Below are 15,139 nucleotides of genomic sequence, written 5' to 3'. Positions count from 1 at the left end.
TTGTGCTGTATCCTCTGTCATGACTTGGTCATTCGGCGACTTTCGACTCGACCCGGAGCGATTCCAGCTTAGCTGCCGCGGCGAGCGGGTGCGGGTCGAGCCGCAGGTTCTTTCGCTGCTCATTCATCTTGTTCGAAACCGTGATCACATGGTCACGAAGGACGACATCATTGCTGCGGTCTGGCAGGGCGAGGCTGTCTCGGACGCCAGCATTTCCAGTCGCATTCGCTCCGCCCGCCGGGCGGTCGGCGACGATGGCGAGAAACAGGCCGTGATCCGCACGGTCCACGGACGCGGGTTCCGCTTCGTCCCCGAGGTGACCACCTCGTCGCCCGCGCGTGCGTCGTCGGAAGGTTTCATCCCTTCGGCGTCAGGCCACCCCGGCGGGCGGCCTTCGATCGCGGTGCTGCCCTTCGAGCGACTCGGCATGCCGCCGGAACTCACCATCCTTGGCGACGCCATCCCCCACGAGATCATCGAGGCATTGTCGCGGCTGCGTTGGCTGGCGGTGATAGCGCGAGGATCAACCTTCCGCTTCCGGCAGGTCGCCGACGACCTTGATCTGGTGTCGACAGCACTGGCCGCGCGCTACGTCCTATCCGGGGTGATTGAAAGCCCCGGCCGCACCATCGCGGTGACACTCGAACTGACCGACTCCATCTCACGCGAGATCATCTGGGCGGACAGGCTCGCGTCTTCCGTAGACGGGGTTGGCGAGTTGAGGTCGCGGATCGTGACTCATCTGGTATCGGCGCTCGAGGCGCACATACCATTCAACGAAGCGCGCATTGCGCGACTGAGCGATCCAGCCAGGCTGGATGCCTGGGCTATTTATCACATCGGCCTCGGCCATCTTTATCGCTTCACGGCAGCCGACAATGCACTGGCGAAGCGGTGTTTCGAGCAGGCGATCATGGCGGATCCTCAACTCGCGCGCGCCCATGTGGGGCTGTCCTTCACCAGCTTCCTTGAAGCGTTCCTGCGCCTGACACCCGATCCGGAGCTGTCCGCGCGAGAGGCGCGGCGCCATGCCGAGCGTGGCTTGGAACTGGACCCACTCGACCCTTTCGCGAACTTCACCATGGGCCGCACCTACTGGCTCTCCGACGAGCCCGATATCGCCGCCGACTGGCTGGCACGGGCAACGGCGCTGAACCCGAACTATGCGCAAGGCTTCTACGCGTCGGCTTTCACGTCAATGCTGATAGGAAAGGCGTCTGTCGCGTTCTCCGCGTTGGATACATCGCTGCATCTCAGTCCGCTCGATCCGCTACTCTACGGCATTCACGGCGTGCGGGCGCAGATACTGATCCAACAGGAGGATTATGAAGCCGCCGCCGGCTGGGCCGACCGTGCGGCGACCACGCCGGGAGCCCATTACCTGATCGCCATGATCGCACTCGTCGCCAACGGGCTGGCCGAGCGTCACGATCAGGCGGCCCGGTGGCGTCAGACGATCCGCCGCCTAAAGCCCGACGCTACGTCGGCTGATTATTTCGCCGCCTTTCCGACGCGCGAAACGAAATCTCGTGCACGCATCGAGAAGGAACTGCGCCGTCACGGTTTCTGAACCCACGCAGCGCGGCACAGCAGTGCCGGACAGCGAAGATGGGCACGTGCGCGTGGGCGCTACGTTCGATCAGCCCGGCAATGCCGGACAGCACGGGGCGACAGAGCTGGCGCCACTCGTCTGAACAGTTTGGCGGGGTTTCTTAAGTGGATTTCCGCCTCGGTCATGCCGCGACCGGGATTGGCTGCGGCGGGTTGAAGTAGGCCTGATCGGGCGTTCGTCGGTCAAGCGATGAATGAGGACTTCTGGTGTTGTAGAAGGTCAGGTACCGGGCTAGGGCCGCTCGCGCCTCCGGCACGCTGGCATAGGCGTGCAGATAGACCTCCTCGTATTTGACGGTCCGCCACAGTCGTTCGACGAAGACGTTGTCGCGCCATGCGCCTTTGCCGTCCATGGAGATGGCGATCTCGGCCTCCTTCAACACCTTGGTGAAGTCGAGGGAGGTGAACTGGCTGCCCTGGTCGGTGTTGAAGATGTCGGGCTCGCCGTGGCGGGCCAGCGTTTCCTCGACGGCATCGATGCAGAAGCTCGCTTCCAGCGTGATCGAGAGTCGCCACGACAGGACGCGGCGGCTGAACCAGTCGACGACGGCGGCCAGGTAGACGAAGCCGCGCGCCATGGGGATGTAGGTGATGTCCATCGCCCAGACCTGGTTGGGGCGGATGACTGGGAGATTGCGCAGCAGATAGGGATAGATCTTGTGCCCCGGCGCCGGCTTCGAGGTGTTGGGGCGGCGGTAGAGCGCCTCGATGCCCATCTTCTTCATGAGCGTGGCGACGTGACGCCGGCCCACGCAATGTCCCTCCGCCCTCAAGAGCCCCTGCAGCATCCGGCTTCCCGCGAACGGGTAGTCGAGATGCAGTTCGTCTATCCGGCGCATCAGAGCCAGATCGGCGGCTGGGACGGGGCGGGGCAGGTAGTAGACGCTGCCCCGGCTGATCCCCAGAACGCTGGCCTAGCGGGTGACCGAAAGAGCGTGGCCTCGGTCGATCATTTCCTTGCGCTCAGCAACCCGGCCTTGTTGAGCGCGCCGGCTAAAAAATCGTTCTCCAGCGCGAGCTCCCCGATCTTGGCGTGAAGCGTCTTCACGTCCACCAGCGGCACCGCGGCGTCGAACTTCGCCTCGCCGCCAAAGACCCCGGAAGCACCCGCCAGGAGCTGGTCCTTCCATTGCTTGATCTGGTTCGGGTGCACGTCGAACTGCTGCGAAAGCTCGATCAGCGTCTTCTCGCCGCGGATCGCGGCAAGCGCCACCTTCGCCTTGAAGTCGGCGCTGTGATTACGACGGGGGCGTTTCGTCATGGTCTCTCCTGTTCCCGGCATCTATGCCGCGTTCAGGCGCAAACTCCACTCATAACCCCTGTGCAGATTTCCCGAGCCAGCTCTCCAAGTGCCGGTCTCGATGAATGATGCAGCCTTACCAATGCGCGGGAGTGTTGTTAGCTCGCTCCTTGAAGAAGGACCGTGTCACCACCATGGTGGCACGGCGAGGGCGTGGGAAGACGACGTGTGTCCAACCTGCGAAATCCATGACGGTTGTAGAATGCTTCCGACCGTGGCGTCTCCGAGAAGGTCTGAACGCTCATCTGCCGGCAACCGGCATCGCGCGCGCGCTTCGAGGCTGCGGCGAGTAGGCGCGTGCCGATGCCTCGGCCGCGCCATGGGGCGTAGAGGGCGAAGGCGTTGATGTACCAGCTTCCCGGAACCCGCCGCTCGAGCTCGAGAAAGGGACGCAGGATTTCCGGCAATCGCTCGAGATCGTGGTCTTCGTCTTCGAGCCGGTAGCCGAGTATCATGCCGATCACCGATCCGTCGACTTCGGCGACGATCGCGTTCGTCCACGAGAATCCGCCCTCGTCTCGTTTCGCGCGTCGGATGCCGACATCGAGCGCATCCTCGTTGGGACCAGCCATCTGAGTCCATAGCCATTCGGGAATGCCCGCACCAGCGATGGCGATCAGTTCGGCGAGGGAGCGTGCATCGGTGGGTGTGGCATCGCGCAGGAGGAATTCCTTCTCCAGGGGTGTGGCGGACTGGAACATCTCGTTCATTTTTCTCTCCAATTCGTGGTGTGCAGACCGTCGCCCATGCCGACGGCGTGTCCCGGTCGTTGATATGTTGACGGCCGTGGTCGAGGGGCTTGTCGGCGGCAGCAGGCACGGAAGGTCGGCGCGGCCGCGGAGCGCGAGACCCTGGCCGCTGTCGTCCCGTTGCGACCTATCGCGTCTTGAGTTTCGCCATCAGGCATGGCGCGCCTGCTTCGTGTGGCCGCAGCAAGCCAGGGCGATTTCGCCAACATGACGGTGATCGGTGCCGCAGCATCCGCCGAGGAGCGTCAGTGCCGGGAGCATTCGCCTTAGACCCGCAACGCGCTGGCCGAGATCCTCTGGATCCCCCTCGTCCAGCGTTTGCCGTTCGTCGAGCTCTGCATGGCTGAGTGTGGATGCGTTCGCCTTGACGCCGCGGATGCGCGACGCCCAGCGGGGACCATCCGAGAAGAGGTGCGCGAAATGCAGCGGATGGGCACAGTTCACCATGAAATAGGCGGGATAGCCGCCTGTCTCGCTATCGACGGACGTGATCGCCGCGCCAAGTTCGCAGCCGGATGCTAGGCGGCCGTCGGTTTCGACGGTGAAAGAGATCGCAATCGCAACACCGGCCGCTTTGGCAGCACGCGCTATGCCAACCGCCTCTTCGACGCTTCCGAGCGTGTAGGCTGTGGCGAGATCAGCGCCGCCCGCGGCGAAGGAAGCGATTTGCGGCGCATGATAGTCCTCCGCCTCCGCTGCAGATGCTTGCCCGGCCAGATAGCCGTCGCCGCGTGGTCCGATGATGCCGGCCACCGCGATCGGCCCCACGCGTCCTTTCCAGCGTTTCGCGATTCTTCGGCAGAAGGCGACGGCGTCGCGGTTGATGCGGTCGAGTTCCGCCGCGCCGTAGCCCAGTTGCGCGCCCCAATCCGGGTTCGCACGCCATGTCGGCGTGTCGATCACGAAGCCGGCGCCATGCAACTCCGCCAGTTCCAGATGCCGATTGTAGTACCGGTCGAGCCAGGCGCGATCCTCTTCGTTCTCCAGGAGCGGGAATGCGGCGAAAGCCGGCAAGTCCCGGCCTTCGTGGAAAACAAGGGTCGTCTCGAGCCCGCTGTCATTCAGAACGAGTGGGCCGTTGATGTGAGGCAAGGCAGTGGTCATGGATCCGATCCTTCCGTCAGATGTTCGTGCAGCTTCTGACAGGATCGGCACTGTCGGGACCACCCGACTTGCGGTACTCTTGCCGAAAATCACCATGGCCGATGTTTTTCAATGGCTTGCTTGGATCTGGCTCGTTTCGCAATTCGGTTGGCGGCACAGGGTCCGCACCGTCGGTACAGTTGACAGGGAGGTGGTGATGGCCAGAGGCGAGGATACGCGAACCCGAATCCTGGACGCAGCGCAGGAGGGCGTCGTCGCAAAAGGCTTCGGGGCAACCTCGATCGACGAACTGCTTGCCGTCACTGGCGTCTCGAAGAGTGGCTTCTTCTACCACTTCCGAGACAAGACCGAGTTGGCGAGGGCACTCATTGAACGATACATCGAAGAAGATGAAAGGGTCTACGACTCGATATTCGCGCGCGCGCGGGAGCTAGTGGACGACCCGCTGCAGGTTTTCCTGCTGGGCCTGCGCTTCCTCGCCGATGCGATGGCTGACCTGCCACGCGGTCACCCTGGCTGTCTGGTCGCACTGAGCTGCTACCATGAGCGCCAATTCGACGGGTCGGTGCGAGAAGTGAACCGGGAAGCCGCGCTGATGTGGCGCAGGCGCTTTCGCGCCATGTTCGACGACATCGCGGCCTCCTACCCACCTAGAACGGCGATTGACGGCAACGATTTTGCCGACATGGTCTCGACCGTGCTGGAAGGTGCCATCGTCATGTCGAAAGCTCTCGAGGATCCCGCGATCCTGCCACGGCAGATCCTTCTTCTGCGCGAGTTCGTGAAGCTGACGTTCCAGCCTTCCGCTGCCTGGTCACCGCTGTCGGACAGGTCGTGAGGGGGCTTGCATGCCCGCTGCCTGCCAGAGAGTCGTGCACGACCGGACACAGATCAGGATCGGACTGCCGGTGGGATGGTCCGCGCATACCGTCCGGTTTCCCCGGATCATTGTTCAGAAGCTGCCTGTCCGATCACGGCCCAATTGCCGTCATCGGGTGACCATTGTAACGGCACTGTGCTAGTTGGTGGCCGGGTGCCACCGCGGTTGGACCAACTCGCCCTATCTGGCGGGCGAGCCTATCATCTACTGGCCCCACGTACCGTTGAAGGCAGAGTTTGCCTTCGCCAACGTTGGCCCCCCCGATCTTCGGTCTCGAGGGTTGTGGCTCGCAATGATAACCGGCCGTCCAGCACCGTCAGGCTCCAGGGCTGTTCAGTAGCTTTCCCTCGTCATAGGCAGACCAATTATGGGCGAGCAGCCAAGGTTTCGAAAACGGCCGCGGCGTGCGGCGACATGCGTGCCTGCACGTAGTGCCGCCCCTCACGCCGCATGAGATAGGAGACTCTGGCCATGGACTTCTCCGCGTACATCAGCGCGAGATGTCTCACAGTCGTTCGAACCCCTGTTTGGTTCCAACTGTCTGATTTTTCTGGCTTTTGATCAATGGTAGCGGAGGAGGGATTCGAACCCCCGACACAAGGATTATGATTCCTCTGCTCTAACCAACTGAGCTACTCCGCCCCTTTCGATACGGCGCCGCGAGGCGTGGCGCCGCACCGGCTTGCGCCGAGGCTGGGCGGATATAGTGGGCGGCCGCGCGCGCTGTCAAGCACGAAGGGAACGGTTTCCCATCCGATCACCGGCAAGATCGGAGACCGCCCCCGGCTGGGTGTCCATCCCTGTCGTCGGGCGCGGTGGCGGCGCCGCGCGCCTTGCCGCCTGGCTCCCCGATCCTGGCGCGGCCTCGGCATCGCGGTCACTGTTGCGCTGGAGCCGAGGCGCAATGCGACCCGGCACCGCCCTTGGGCGGGGGGCTGCGGAGGGGCCTTGCAAACCCCGTCTCGGAGGCTCGCGCGCCCGGGCGGCGGCGCGCCTCTACACGCCGATCGGCGTGAAGGGAACCACGGTCAGGCTGTCGGTCACCGGTCGGGTGCCGGCCGCGGTCTGTGCCGCCACGACCACGGCGCGGCGAACGCGCTCGTCGGTGACGGTGCCGCGCAGGGAGACCGCACCGGCGACCACCTCGACGTCGACCATGGCAAGTCCGCTCCAGGTCTGGTCCTCGATCTCGTCGAGGATCATGCGGCGCACGGCAAGGTCGTCGGCGGCGGGCGGTTCGTCGTCGGACAGCCGGTGCGCCAGGGCTACCAGGAAGTTTGCGCGGCTGACGATGCCGACGATCCTTCCGTCACGCAGAACCGGCAAGCGCTTGAAGCCGCGCTTCTCCATGATCGAAACGACCTCCTCCAGCGGGGTCTCCGCGGCGACGGAAACCACTTGGCGGCTCATCACGTCGCGCACCGAACGACCGTGCGCGTGAACGTAGTCGTCGGCGGCGTCGCCCGGCATCACCCACAGGTCGAACCAGCGCGGCCGCTGCCTTTCGGTGCCGAGCTCGGCACGGCGCAGGAGATCGCGCTCGGTCACCACTCCGATCAGCTGGCCGTCCGCATCGACGACGGGAAGGCCGCTGATCCGGTGCCGCACCATCATCTGCGCCGCGTCGGCAACGCTTGCCTCGGCGCCGATGGTGGCGGCGCCCGCCGTCATGATGTCCCCGGCCTTCATGCTGGTTCTCCCTTGTCCAAACGCCGGTTCGCGGCGGCGGCTGCCGCTGCCTTCCGGCCTCGCTTCCTAGCAAATACGGGCCAGGCGACCTTGATCCGGGTCAAAGCCTGCCGGCCCGCAACTTGACCGCAATCAATGCTCCACGAGGTCAAGTGCGCTTGATGGCGTCATCGCGGCGACGCGTCGACAACCGAAACGATCGGATGCGGAGCGGCCTTTTCAGCAGGATTCGGTTGCCGGGGAGCGGCAGGACCGGTTCGCGCCCACGAGGACGGAACATTGCGCCGCATCGCCGGGTTGGTGGAACACAGGCAGACAGGAACACGCATGGCCAAGGTCCTCACGATCACGCTCAACCCCACGGTCGACGTTTCCGGAGACGCCGAGGTGATCCGCCCGGTGCGCAAGGTGCGCACCACCCATGGACGCTTCGATCCGGGTGGCGGCGGCATCAATGTCGCGCGCGTGACGGCGAAGCTCGGCAGGGCGGTCGAAGCCGTCTATCTGGCGGGCGGCGAGGTGGGCCAGATGCTCGATCGGCTGTTGGCCGAACAAGGCGTTGCTACCCGGCGCATCGCCATCGACGGGCAGACGCGGCTGGGCTTCATCGTCCATGAAACCTCGACGGGCCTCGAATACCGATTCGTGCCGGAAGGCCCGGCCGTCCCGGCAGCCCGGCTTGAGGATGTGCTGGCCGTCGTGGCCGACCATGACAGCGACTACGTGGTCGGTTCGGGCAGCCTTCCAGCCGGCGCGCCGGAGGATTTCTATGCCCGAGCCGCGCAGGCCGCCACCCGCCGCGGCGCCCGCTTCGTTCTCGACACCTCCGGCCCTGCCCTCAAGGCCACGCTCGAACGCACCAGGGTCTTCCTCGCCAAGCCAAGCCTGAGCGAACTGGAGCATTTCGCGGGACGCCGGCTGGCGCCTGACGACGCGGCCGGCGTTGCTTCCGACATCGTTTCGCGAGGTGGCGCCGAGTTCATCGCCGTGACGCTCGGCGCCGACGGGGCGATCCTGGCCGGCCGGGATGGCGTGACCCGCCTGCCGACGATCCCTGTCAGGGTGCGCTCGGCGGTCGGGGCGGGCGACAGCTTCCTGGCCGGTATGGTCTGGGCGCTGATGGAAGGGCAGGACGCAATCGAGGCGTTCCGCTTCGGCATCGCCGCCGGCGCCGCCGCCGCCATGACGCCGGGCACGGAACTGTGCCGGATCGACGACATCGGCGCCCTGCTGCCGCGTCTTGCACGGCGTTAATCGGCAGATGTCCCGCGCGTGCTGCTCGGGGCGGCCGATGTGGGAACCAGCCGGCCCGGAAAACGCCTTGCCGCAACGCTCCGTTGCGTTTTGACGGCTTCAGATTCGTCCCGGGGCCGCACGGGGGTTGAGTTCCCACGGGCAGCCCGATATGTCAGGCCAGATTCTTTCGGACATTTCGCACATGGCGCCACGTTTAGCAGTCCTCGGTTGTGGCTACTGGGGCAGCAACCACATTCGCACCCTGAAGTCGCTGGATGCTCTCTACGCCGTTTCCGACGCCAATGCCGCGCGCGCCGAAGGCTTTGCCTCGGAGCAGGAATGCCTGGCCATCGCGCCGGAGGATCTCGTCCGCAGCGACGAGGTCGACGCGATCGTGCTGGCGCTGCCGCCGCAGTTTCATGCCGAATTCGCCGTCGCCGCCGTCGAAGCCGGCAAGGATGTGCTGGTCGAGAAGCCGATCGCCCTGACGGTGAGCGATGCCGAACGCGCGGTGGCGGCGGCCAAGGCGAACGGCCGCATCTTCATGGTCGGCCATGTGCTGCGTTTTCATCCGGCGTTCGAGAAGCTGAAGGCGCTGATCGACGCGGGCGAACTCGGCGAGGTCAAGTACATCCATTCGCACCGGCTCGGTCTCGGAAAATTCCACACCGAGAACGATGCGCTGTGGGATCTCGCCCCGCATGACCTGTCGATGATCCTGGCCATCACCGGCCAGGCGCCGCTGGAGGTGCGCGGGGAGGGGGCGGCTATCCTCGACAATCTCAGCGACTTCGCGCATCTCCACATGCGTTTTCCCGGCGGCGTGCGCGGGCACCTGTTCACCTCGCGGCTCAATCCCTATCGCGAGCGGCGGCTCACGGTGGTCGGCACCAAGGCCATGGCGGTGTTCGACGACGTGGAGCCCGGGCCGCGCAAGCTCGCCGTCTACCGGCACGCGGTCTGGCAGGATAGCGGGCAATGGGCGTTTACGGCCAACGAGCCGGCCTATGTCGATTTCGACAATTCAGGAATGCCGCTGACGCGCGAGCTCGAACATTTCATCGAGTGCATCGAAACGCGCGCCGAGCCGCGCACGAGCGGCGAGGAAGCGATCACCGTGCTTCGCATCCTCACTGCCGGCAGCGTCATCCACGATTGACCCGTCCCGAGGGTGGGCACGGCACGCACGGCGCGCCATCCGGGCCGCATGCGGCCTCGCCCACTCAAAAGCCGAGCGTTTCGTCGGTGTAGAACGTGTTCAGGATCGACATGCGGGGCCGCTCGACCGGCGCCGTGATCTTCGGACGGCCATGCCAGCTCATGCGTGTAAGCGTGTGGTAGGCCTTCAGGACCACGAAAGCGTAGCCGACATTGGGCGCGAAGGGCAGGGTTTTCGTCGGTTCCAGGAAATAGGAACCCGGATTGAGCAACCCTTTCGCCGAGGCGCGATAGAGGGTGGTGCCAAGGTCCATCTGGCTCTCGTCCGCCGGACAGTAGAGCTGCATCGTGATGACCTTCTTGCGCGTGTCCGGATGCGGCTTGATCTCGTAGCCATCGACATCCTTGTAGATCACCGGCTTGGCGATCGTGCGCAGGTCATCGACGCTTGCGACCTTTTCGCCCCTTCGGCGGATCTCCAGCCCCTCGGCGAGCTTCGCGCGCACGGCAGCTTCCAGGCGCTCGGAGACGAGGACGGCCGAAACCGCCGACCAGAGCGCGCGCTGTTCGTTGTCGATCCGATCGACGTGATCGCCGTATAGCCGTAGCGCAAGGCGCGTCCCGTCTCCCTTCAGGCGGTCGAAGCGGTCGTCTGGTGGGAAAGCCTCGAGCAGACGTGCGTAGAAGTCTGTGGGAAAGAAATCGCGGAAGAAAATGTGCGGAAACGGGTCGCTGAAGGTTTCGGCGGCCTCGACGCTGCGAACCGCGTGACCGACGAGTTCTTCGCCGAGCGCAGAGTTGATCGCAAGCATTGAATCCCCTCAGATCGAACATTCGGAGACATGAACGATAACGCCCTCCGGAGAGAGGATCAACATCGCAAGGTTGGATAACCGGCCAGTCGACGTGATCGATGGGGTGGCGCGTCGTTCCGCGCCGGCGCTCAGGCGAGCGAATTCTCGGCGAGCTTCTCCAGCATGGACTCCGCCGCACCCGAGCGGCGGGCCCGCTCGATGAAGCCGCCGCCAAGGACGCGCGCTTCGTTGCCATCGTCCGCGTAGAGCACGCAGGCTTGCCCAGGTGCGACGCCGGTCTCGCCATCGGCAAGCTCCACTTCGGCGCGACCGTCCGGCCCGACATGCAGGATCGCCGGCCGTGGCGGACGGGTCGACCGGACCTTGGCGAACAGCTCGAGACCGGAGCCGGCGAGATCGGCCAGGGGGCCGTCTCCGAGCCAGTTGAAATCCCGCAACGAAAGGCGACGTGTCTCCAGCGCCTCGCGCGGGCCGACGACCACGCGCGCGCCACTGGCGTCGAGGTGCACGACGTATAGCGGTTCGCCCGCCGCGATGCCGATGCCGCGGCGCTGGCCGACCGTGTAGTGCATGATGCCCTGGTGGCGGCCGAGCAGTCGTCCGTCGATGTGGACGATGTCGCCCGCCGTGGCCGCATTCGGGTTCAGCTTGGCGATCATGTCGGAATACTTGCCCTGGGGCACGAAGCAGATGTCCTGGCTGTCCTGCTTGCCGGCGACCGACAGCCCCATCTCCTCGGCCATCGCGCGAACCTCGGGCTTGGACCGGCTACCGAGCGGAAAGCGCAGGTAGTCCAGCTGGTCCTGCGTCGTCGCGAACAGGAAGTAGCTCTGGTCGCGATCGGCATCGAGCGGACGGTAGAGCGCCCGGTGCGCGCCGTTGGCGCGGCTGCGAATGTAGTGGCCGGTGGCGAGCGCTTCGGCGCCGAGATCCCGGGCGGTGCCGAGCAGGTCGGCAAACTTGACCGTCTGGTTGCAGGCCACGCACGGAATCGGCGTCTCGCCCGACAGGTAGCTGCGGGCGAAAGGATCGATGACGGCCTCGCGAAAGCGCTGCTCGTAGTTCAGCACGTAATGCGGAATCCCGAGCGTCTCGGCGACGCGGCGCGCATCCTCGATGTCGCGGCCCGCGCAGCACGAACCCGCGCGATGGACGGCTGCGCCATGGTCATAGAGCTGCAAGGTCACGCCGACGACGTCGTAGCCTTCCTTCTTGAGCAGGCCCGCAACGACGGACGAGTCGACGCCGCCCGACATCGCCACGACGACGCGGGTGTCTTCCGGACGGCCGGGAAGGTCCAGGCTGTTCATCGGCTGGTTCGCTTCTTTCTGTCTAGATCAGGGGTCCAATGCCCATGTTCGACAGATAGGTCAAGAATTGTCGGGATACCAGCATCGCGCCCGGAATGATGCTGGCGGGCCTGCGAATCCATCGCATTTTAGCAAGTCCCGATTCGTTACGATTCACTTACCGCGAGCTTAGCCAATTTTTAAAGCTAGGCCGGTAGTGTGCAGTCTGTTGGTGCCGAGTTTGTGTCGGGTGTAGAGAGTAAAATGACCGATCTGGTGAGACCGCGGGTCAAGTACGTGATAGGGCCAGATGGCAGCCCGCTGACGATAGCCGATCTGCCGCCGAGCAACACGCGTCGCTGGGTCATCCGTCGCAAGGCGGAAGTCGTCGCCGCTGTTCGGGGCGGCCTCCTCAGCCTCGAGGAAGCCTGTCAGCGCTACAAGCTCACCGTCGAGGAATTCCTCTCGTGGCAGGCCTCGATCGACGAGTATGGCCTGGCCGGCCTTCGCACCACCCGCATCCAGCAATACAGACATTAGTCCGCCGCCCTGAGCGTACAGGCCTCGCTCGTGGTAGCGCTGGCCCGGAGGTTCGCGGCGGGGCTCCACAGGCTTGCCGAGGCATCGACCTCGATCTTGGCGTGGACGCTGGCTCCACGCTCGATGCAGCGGAACCGGGTCAGTCGGCGCGAGTGTCGTCTCCCGGTTGCTCGCGTCGAAGCGTTGCCGAGACCGCGACCGTCAGCACCACAGACAGCGCGAAGAACCACAGTCCGGGCCTGGTAAAGGCCGTTGCCAGGCCGCTCGTCTTGGCGGTGAAGATCACCAGCGCCACCAGCACCACATCCAGCATCGACCAGTTCGACAAGCCACGCAGCCAGGCCGGAAGACGGTCGTGGGCGGCGCGTCCCGAATGCGCGGCGACATGCAGCAACAGAAGCTTGATGGACGGGAAGACAACCGAGAACAGCGCGATGACGGTGGCGAGGAACGGGTCGCCGCCGCGCCACAGCGCCGCGATGATGCCGGCCAGCGAGGGTTCCTCAGTAAAGAAATAGAGCCGTTCGACACGGATCAGCGGCAAGGTGACGCCGAGCGCAAAGGCAACCGTCGCAAGAAACAGGAGGATGGGTGGGACCAGGCGCATTCGCGCCCTATAGATGAAGACGGGTCGCTTCGGAAGGATGCTGCGGGGCAATGCGTCCGGGGCGGTCGTGGTCGGCGTGCCGGCGTGCGTCAGCCCGCCACGGCGCGGCGCAGGTCGGTTTCGGCGTCGCGCACGCGCGCATCGCGATTCTCGAGCTGTTCGGCCTTCGCCAGTTCCGCCTCGGCTTCCTCCAGGGCCATTTCTGCTGCGCCCTTCTGCTGGAGCAGGTCCAGACGGGAGTTGTTCAGGTTGTCGCGCCGCTGCCTGGCCGCCTTGGCGAAGGTCGGATAGGCGAAATGGCTGGTGTCGGTGATTCCCGACTTCTTCTCCTCGATGGAGACCTGCGCGTCGAGTTCGGCGGCCATTCGGTCGAATTCCGCGATCATCATGTCCAGCTGCGCCAGCTGCCGGCGCTTCTCATTGACCTGAAATTGCTTCAATCGAACCAGATTTCCACGTGACTTCATGTCCGCTTACTCCCGAATACGCGTACCCAGCCGGAAAAAGTCACGCCCGACCCACGCCTCTGCACGACAACGGTCCATGGCAAACGAAATCGTAAGGATTTTCGATGTCGGTAACCATTCGTTTACGCGCACCGTTAATCATAACGTCGAGGGCTTAAGGGGCGGTAAAAAAAGCCGTGCGCCTTTTCCGGAAATCGACAAGGCGAGTCGCCAGAGTCGGTTGACGCAGTTTCTTAAGCTTGAACCTTAACGAATTCACGTGAAGATTCATGTTTGGATTCAATGGGGTGGGTTTGATACTTCGGGATGACGATTGCGCTTGCAATGCGGAATCAGATTTTGTTAACCATTTCGTGGCAGCTTTCGAGTCACGTAACGACTGCTCCCGGGCCGGCATGTCGGCATACCCGGCTCGGCTGCAGAAGAGGGGATTGAAATGCGCGTCCTGCTGATTGAAGACGATAGTGCCACGGCTCAGAGCATCGAGTTGATGCTCAAGTCGGAGAGCTTCAACGTCTACACGACGGACCTAGGCGAAGAGGGCGTCGACCTCGGGAAGCTGTACGATTACGACATCATTCTCCTCGACCTGAACCTTCCGGACATGTCCGGCTACGAAGTGTTGCGCACGCTGCGCCTGTCGAAGGTCAAGACGCCGATCCTGATCCTGTCGGGCATGGCCGGCATCGAGGACAAGGTGCGCGGCCTGGGCTTCGGCGCCGACGACTACATGACCAAGCCCTTCCACAAGGACGAACTGGTTGCTCGTATCCACGCAATCGTGCGTCGATCGAAGGGGCATGCGCAGTCGGTCATCACGACGGGCGATCTGATCGTCAATCTCGACGCCAAGACGGTCGAGGTCGGCGGCCAGCGCGTGCATCTGACCGGCAAGGAATACCAGATGCTCGAGCTGCTCTCGCTGCGCAAGGGCACCACGCTCACCAAGGAAATGTTCCTGAACCACCTTTACGGCGGCATGGACGAGCCCGAACTCAAGATCATCGACGTGTTCATCTGCAAGCTGCGCAAGAAACTCGACGCGGCCTCGGGCGGACAGAACTACATCGAGACGGTCTGGGGGCGCGGCTACGTGCTGCGCGAGCCGGAGGACGTGCGCGTCAGCGCCTGAGTTTCGATCCATCGAAAGTCGTGCCGCCCGGCGATCGCTCTCGATCGGCGGGCGGTTTTCATTGTTCCGGCGCGTGGCTGTTCGCCCGGCCGGGTCGATCGCTCAGGCGGCGATCTTGAGTTCGCGGAAACGATCCATCAGCTGGGCCCGGTTGAAGGGCTTCAGCATGTAGCCGTGTGCGCCGGCGCGCTTGGCGCGCATGATGGCGCCGATGTCGAATTCAAGGATGGCGACGAGAATGCGCACGTCCTTGGCGCCGGGTATCGCCTTGAACGCGTGAATGAACTCGGGCGCCTGCATGTCGGGAAGCGTGCCGTCGAGAATGATGGCGTCGGGGAGGTCCGCCGCACACATGGCCAGGGCGTCGCGCCCGTTTCCGGCCTCGACGACGATCATGTCGGGGCCGCCCAGGATGCGCTTCACCACTTTCCTGATGATACTGGAATCATCGACGATCATGCAGCGTTTCATGTTCACATTCCCTGAGTAGCGACCGCATCATGCGGAAACCCTTTTCTGCCCCAGGTTGCAGAGTAATCAGGATGTGAAAATAAAAGCCGAA

The 15,139-nt window shown here is 64.2% G+C and carries 14 protein-coding genes, 1 tRNA gene and 1 pseudogene; 6 read left to right on the top strand and 10 right to left on the bottom strand.

What is annotated here, in order from left to right; all coding sequences use genetic code 11:
• The first annotated feature begins 19 nt into the window (after positions 1–19).
• A complete protein-coding gene (locus EJC49_RS12440; protein WP_126700254.1) occupies positions 20–1,570 on the top strand; it encodes a winged helix-turn-helix domain-containing tetratricopeptide repeat protein in 1,551 nt (516 codons plus the stop codon).
• Between the two features lie 163 nt (positions 1,571–1,733).
• On the opposite strand, the pseudogene EJC49_RS12435 reads toward EJC49_RS12440, so the two are convergent.
• From EJC49_RS12435 to EJC49_RS12425, 3 genes and pseudogenes are all read right to left on the bottom strand, one after another.
• Positions 1,734–2,872, bottom strand: a pseudogene (locus EJC49_RS12435) (IS3 family transposase).
• A gap of 137 nt (positions 2,873–3,009) precedes the next feature.
• Entirely contained in the window at positions 3,010–3,621 is a 612-nt protein-coding gene (locus EJC49_RS12430; protein ID WP_126700253.1) for a GNAT family N-acetyltransferase, read from the bottom strand.
• A 189-nt stretch (positions 3,622–3,810) separates the two neighbouring features.
• Positions 3,811–4,764 (bottom strand): homocysteine S-methyltransferase family protein, encoded by a 954-nt coding sequence (locus EJC49_RS12425; RefSeq protein WP_126700270.1) that lies wholly within the window; start codon positions 4,762–4,764, stop codon positions 3,811–3,813.
• A 196-nt stretch (positions 4,765–4,960) separates the two neighbouring features.
• Here EJC49_RS12425 and EJC49_RS12420 point away from each other — a divergent pair, with 196 nt between their 5' ends.
• Complete coding sequence (locus EJC49_RS12420; protein ID WP_126700269.1) at positions 4,961–5,602, top strand: TetR/AcrR family transcriptional regulator; 642 nt, start codon at positions 4,961–4,963, stop codon at positions 5,600–5,602.
• Between the two features lie 607 nt (positions 5,603–6,209).
• On the opposite strand, the gene EJC49_RS12415 is transcribed toward EJC49_RS12420, so the two are convergent.
• Both EJC49_RS12415 and EJC49_RS12410 read right to left on the bottom strand, forming a co-directional pair.
• Positions 6,210–6,286, bottom strand: a tRNA-Met gene (locus EJC49_RS12415).
• Between the two features lie 354 nt (positions 6,287–6,640).
• Positions 6,641–7,333: a CBS domain-containing protein gene (locus tag EJC49_RS12410; protein WP_126700252.1), complete on the bottom strand. Its 693-nt coding sequence runs from the start codon at positions 7,331–7,333 to the stop codon at positions 6,641–6,643.
• 327 nt (positions 7,334–7,660) lie between these two features.
• Here EJC49_RS12410 and EJC49_RS12405 point away from each other — a divergent pair, with 327 nt between their 5' ends.
• On the top strand, positions 7,661–8,587 hold the full coding sequence (locus EJC49_RS12405; protein ID WP_126700251.1) for a 1-phosphofructokinase family hexose kinase: 927 nt from the start codon (positions 7,661–7,663) through the stop codon (positions 8,585–8,587).
• Positions 8,588–8,771: 184 nt separating this feature from the next.
• Positions 8,772–9,728 (top strand): Gfo/Idh/MocA family protein, encoded by a 957-nt coding sequence (locus EJC49_RS12400; RefSeq protein WP_126700250.1) that lies wholly within the window; start codon positions 8,772–8,774, stop codon positions 9,726–9,728.
• A 64-nt stretch (positions 9,729–9,792) separates the two neighbouring features.
• On the opposite strand, the gene EJC49_RS12395 is transcribed toward EJC49_RS12400, so the two are convergent.
• Together EJC49_RS12395 and mnmA are read right to left on the bottom strand one after the other, a co-directional pair.
• Positions 9,793–10,539, bottom strand: coding sequence for a hypothetical protein (locus EJC49_RS12395; RefSeq protein WP_126700249.1), 747 nt, complete (start codon positions 10,537–10,539; stop codon positions 9,793–9,795).
• A 131-nt stretch (positions 10,540–10,670) separates the two neighbouring features.
• Positions 10,671–11,852, bottom strand: a complete 1,182-nt coding sequence (mnmA, locus tag EJC49_RS12390; RefSeq protein WP_126700248.1) for a tRNA 2-thiouridine(34) synthase MnmA — start codon at positions 11,850–11,852, stop codon at positions 10,671–10,673.
• Between the two features lie 243 nt (positions 11,853–12,095).
• Here mnmA and sciP point away from each other — a divergent pair, with 243 nt between their 5' ends.
• Positions 12,096–12,371, top strand: coding sequence for a CtrA inhibitor SciP (gene sciP / locus EJC49_RS12385; RefSeq protein WP_024849925.1), 276 nt, complete (start codon positions 12,096–12,098; stop codon positions 12,369–12,371).
• A 139-nt stretch (positions 12,372–12,510) separates the two neighbouring features.
• Here sciP and EJC49_RS12380 read toward each other — a convergent pair whose 3' ends face one another.
• Both EJC49_RS12380 and EJC49_RS12375 read right to left on the bottom strand, forming a co-directional pair.
• Complete coding sequence (locus EJC49_RS12380; RefSeq protein ID WP_126700247.1) at positions 12,511–12,978, bottom strand: paraquat-inducible protein A; 468 nt, start codon at positions 12,976–12,978, stop codon at positions 12,511–12,513.
• An 89-nt stretch (positions 12,979–13,067) separates the two neighbouring features.
• Positions 13,068–13,445, bottom strand: a complete 378-nt coding sequence (locus tag EJC49_RS12375; protein ID WP_126700246.1) for a flagellar export protein FliJ — start codon at positions 13,443–13,445, stop codon at positions 13,068–13,070.
• 436 nt (positions 13,446–13,881) lie between these two features.
• On the opposite strand from EJC49_RS12375, the gene ctrA reads away from it, so the two are divergent.
• Entirely contained in the window at positions 13,882–14,577 is a 696-nt protein-coding gene (gene ctrA / locus EJC49_RS12370; protein WP_126700245.1) for a response regulator transcription factor CtrA, read from the top strand.
• A gap of 102 nt (positions 14,578–14,679) precedes the next feature.
• Here the strand turns inward: ctrA and EJC49_RS12365 are convergent, their stop codons facing one another.
• Positions 14,680–15,048 carry a response regulator gene (locus EJC49_RS12365; protein ID WP_126700244.1) on the bottom strand — a complete coding sequence of 123 codons (369 nt, stop codon included), beginning with the start codon at positions 15,046–15,048 and terminating at the stop codon, positions 14,680–14,682.
• Between the last annotated feature and the right edge of the window lie 91 nt (positions 15,049–15,139).

The sequence above is a fragment of the Aquibium carbonis genome, from assembly GCF_003970795.1.
Lineage (GTDB): Bacteria > Pseudomonadota > Alphaproteobacteria > Rhizobiales > Rhizobiaceae > Aquibium > Aquibium carbonis.
This window is presented reverse-complemented; position numbering and strand designations above follow the sequence as displayed.

Bases quoted from the DNA above. Each gene is read 5' to 3' on its own strand.
- EJC49_RS12425 (WP_126700270.1), bottom strand. From the start codon at position 4,764: ATGACCACTGCCTTGCCTCACATCAACGGCCCACTCGTTCTGAATGAC.
- EJC49_RS12410 (WP_126700252.1), bottom strand. From the start codon at position 7,333: ATGAAGGCCGGGGACATCATGACGGCGGGCGCCGCCACCATCGGCGCC.
- EJC49_RS12405 (WP_126700251.1), top strand. From the start codon at position 7,661: ATGGCCAAGGTCCTCACGATCACGCTCAACCCCACGGTCGACGTTTCC.
- EJC49_RS12375 (WP_126700246.1), bottom strand. From the start codon at position 13,445: ATGAAGTCACGTGGAAATCTGGTTCGATTGAAGCAATTTCAGGTCAAT.
- EJC49_RS12430 (WP_126700253.1), bottom strand. From the start codon at position 3,621: ATGAACGAGATGTTCCAGTCCGCCACACCCCTGGAGAAGGAATTCCTC.
- EJC49_RS12395 (WP_126700249.1), bottom strand. From the start codon at position 10,539: ATGCTTGCGATCAACTCTGCGCTCGGCGAAGAACTCGTCGGTCACGCG.
- EJC49_RS12440 (WP_126700254.1), top strand. From the start codon at position 20: ATGACTTGGTCATTCGGCGACTTTCGACTCGACCCGGAGCGATTCCAG.
- EJC49_RS12420 (WP_126700269.1), top strand. From the start codon at position 4,961: ATGGCCAGAGGCGAGGATACGCGAACCCGAATCCTGGACGCAGCGCAG.
- mnmA (WP_126700248.1), bottom strand. From the start codon at position 11,852: ATGAACAGCCTGGACCTTCCCGGCCGTCCGGAAGACACCCGCGTCGTC.
- sciP (WP_024849925.1), top strand. From the start codon at position 12,096: ATGACCGATCTGGTGAGACCGCGGGTCAAGTACGTGATAGGGCCAGAT.
- EJC49_RS12380 (WP_126700247.1), bottom strand. From the start codon at position 12,978: ATGCGCCTGGTCCCACCCATCCTCCTGTTTCTTGCGACGGTTGCCTTT.
- EJC49_RS12400 (WP_126700250.1), top strand. From the start codon at position 8,772: ATGGCGCCACGTTTAGCAGTCCTCGGTTGTGGCTACTGGGGCAGCAAC.
- EJC49_RS12365 (WP_126700244.1), bottom strand. From the start codon at position 15,048: ATGAAACGCTGCATGATCGTCGATGATTCCAGTATCATCAGGAAAGTG.
- ctrA (WP_126700245.1), top strand. From the start codon at position 13,882: ATGCGCGTCCTGCTGATTGAAGACGATAGTGCCACGGCTCAGAGCATC.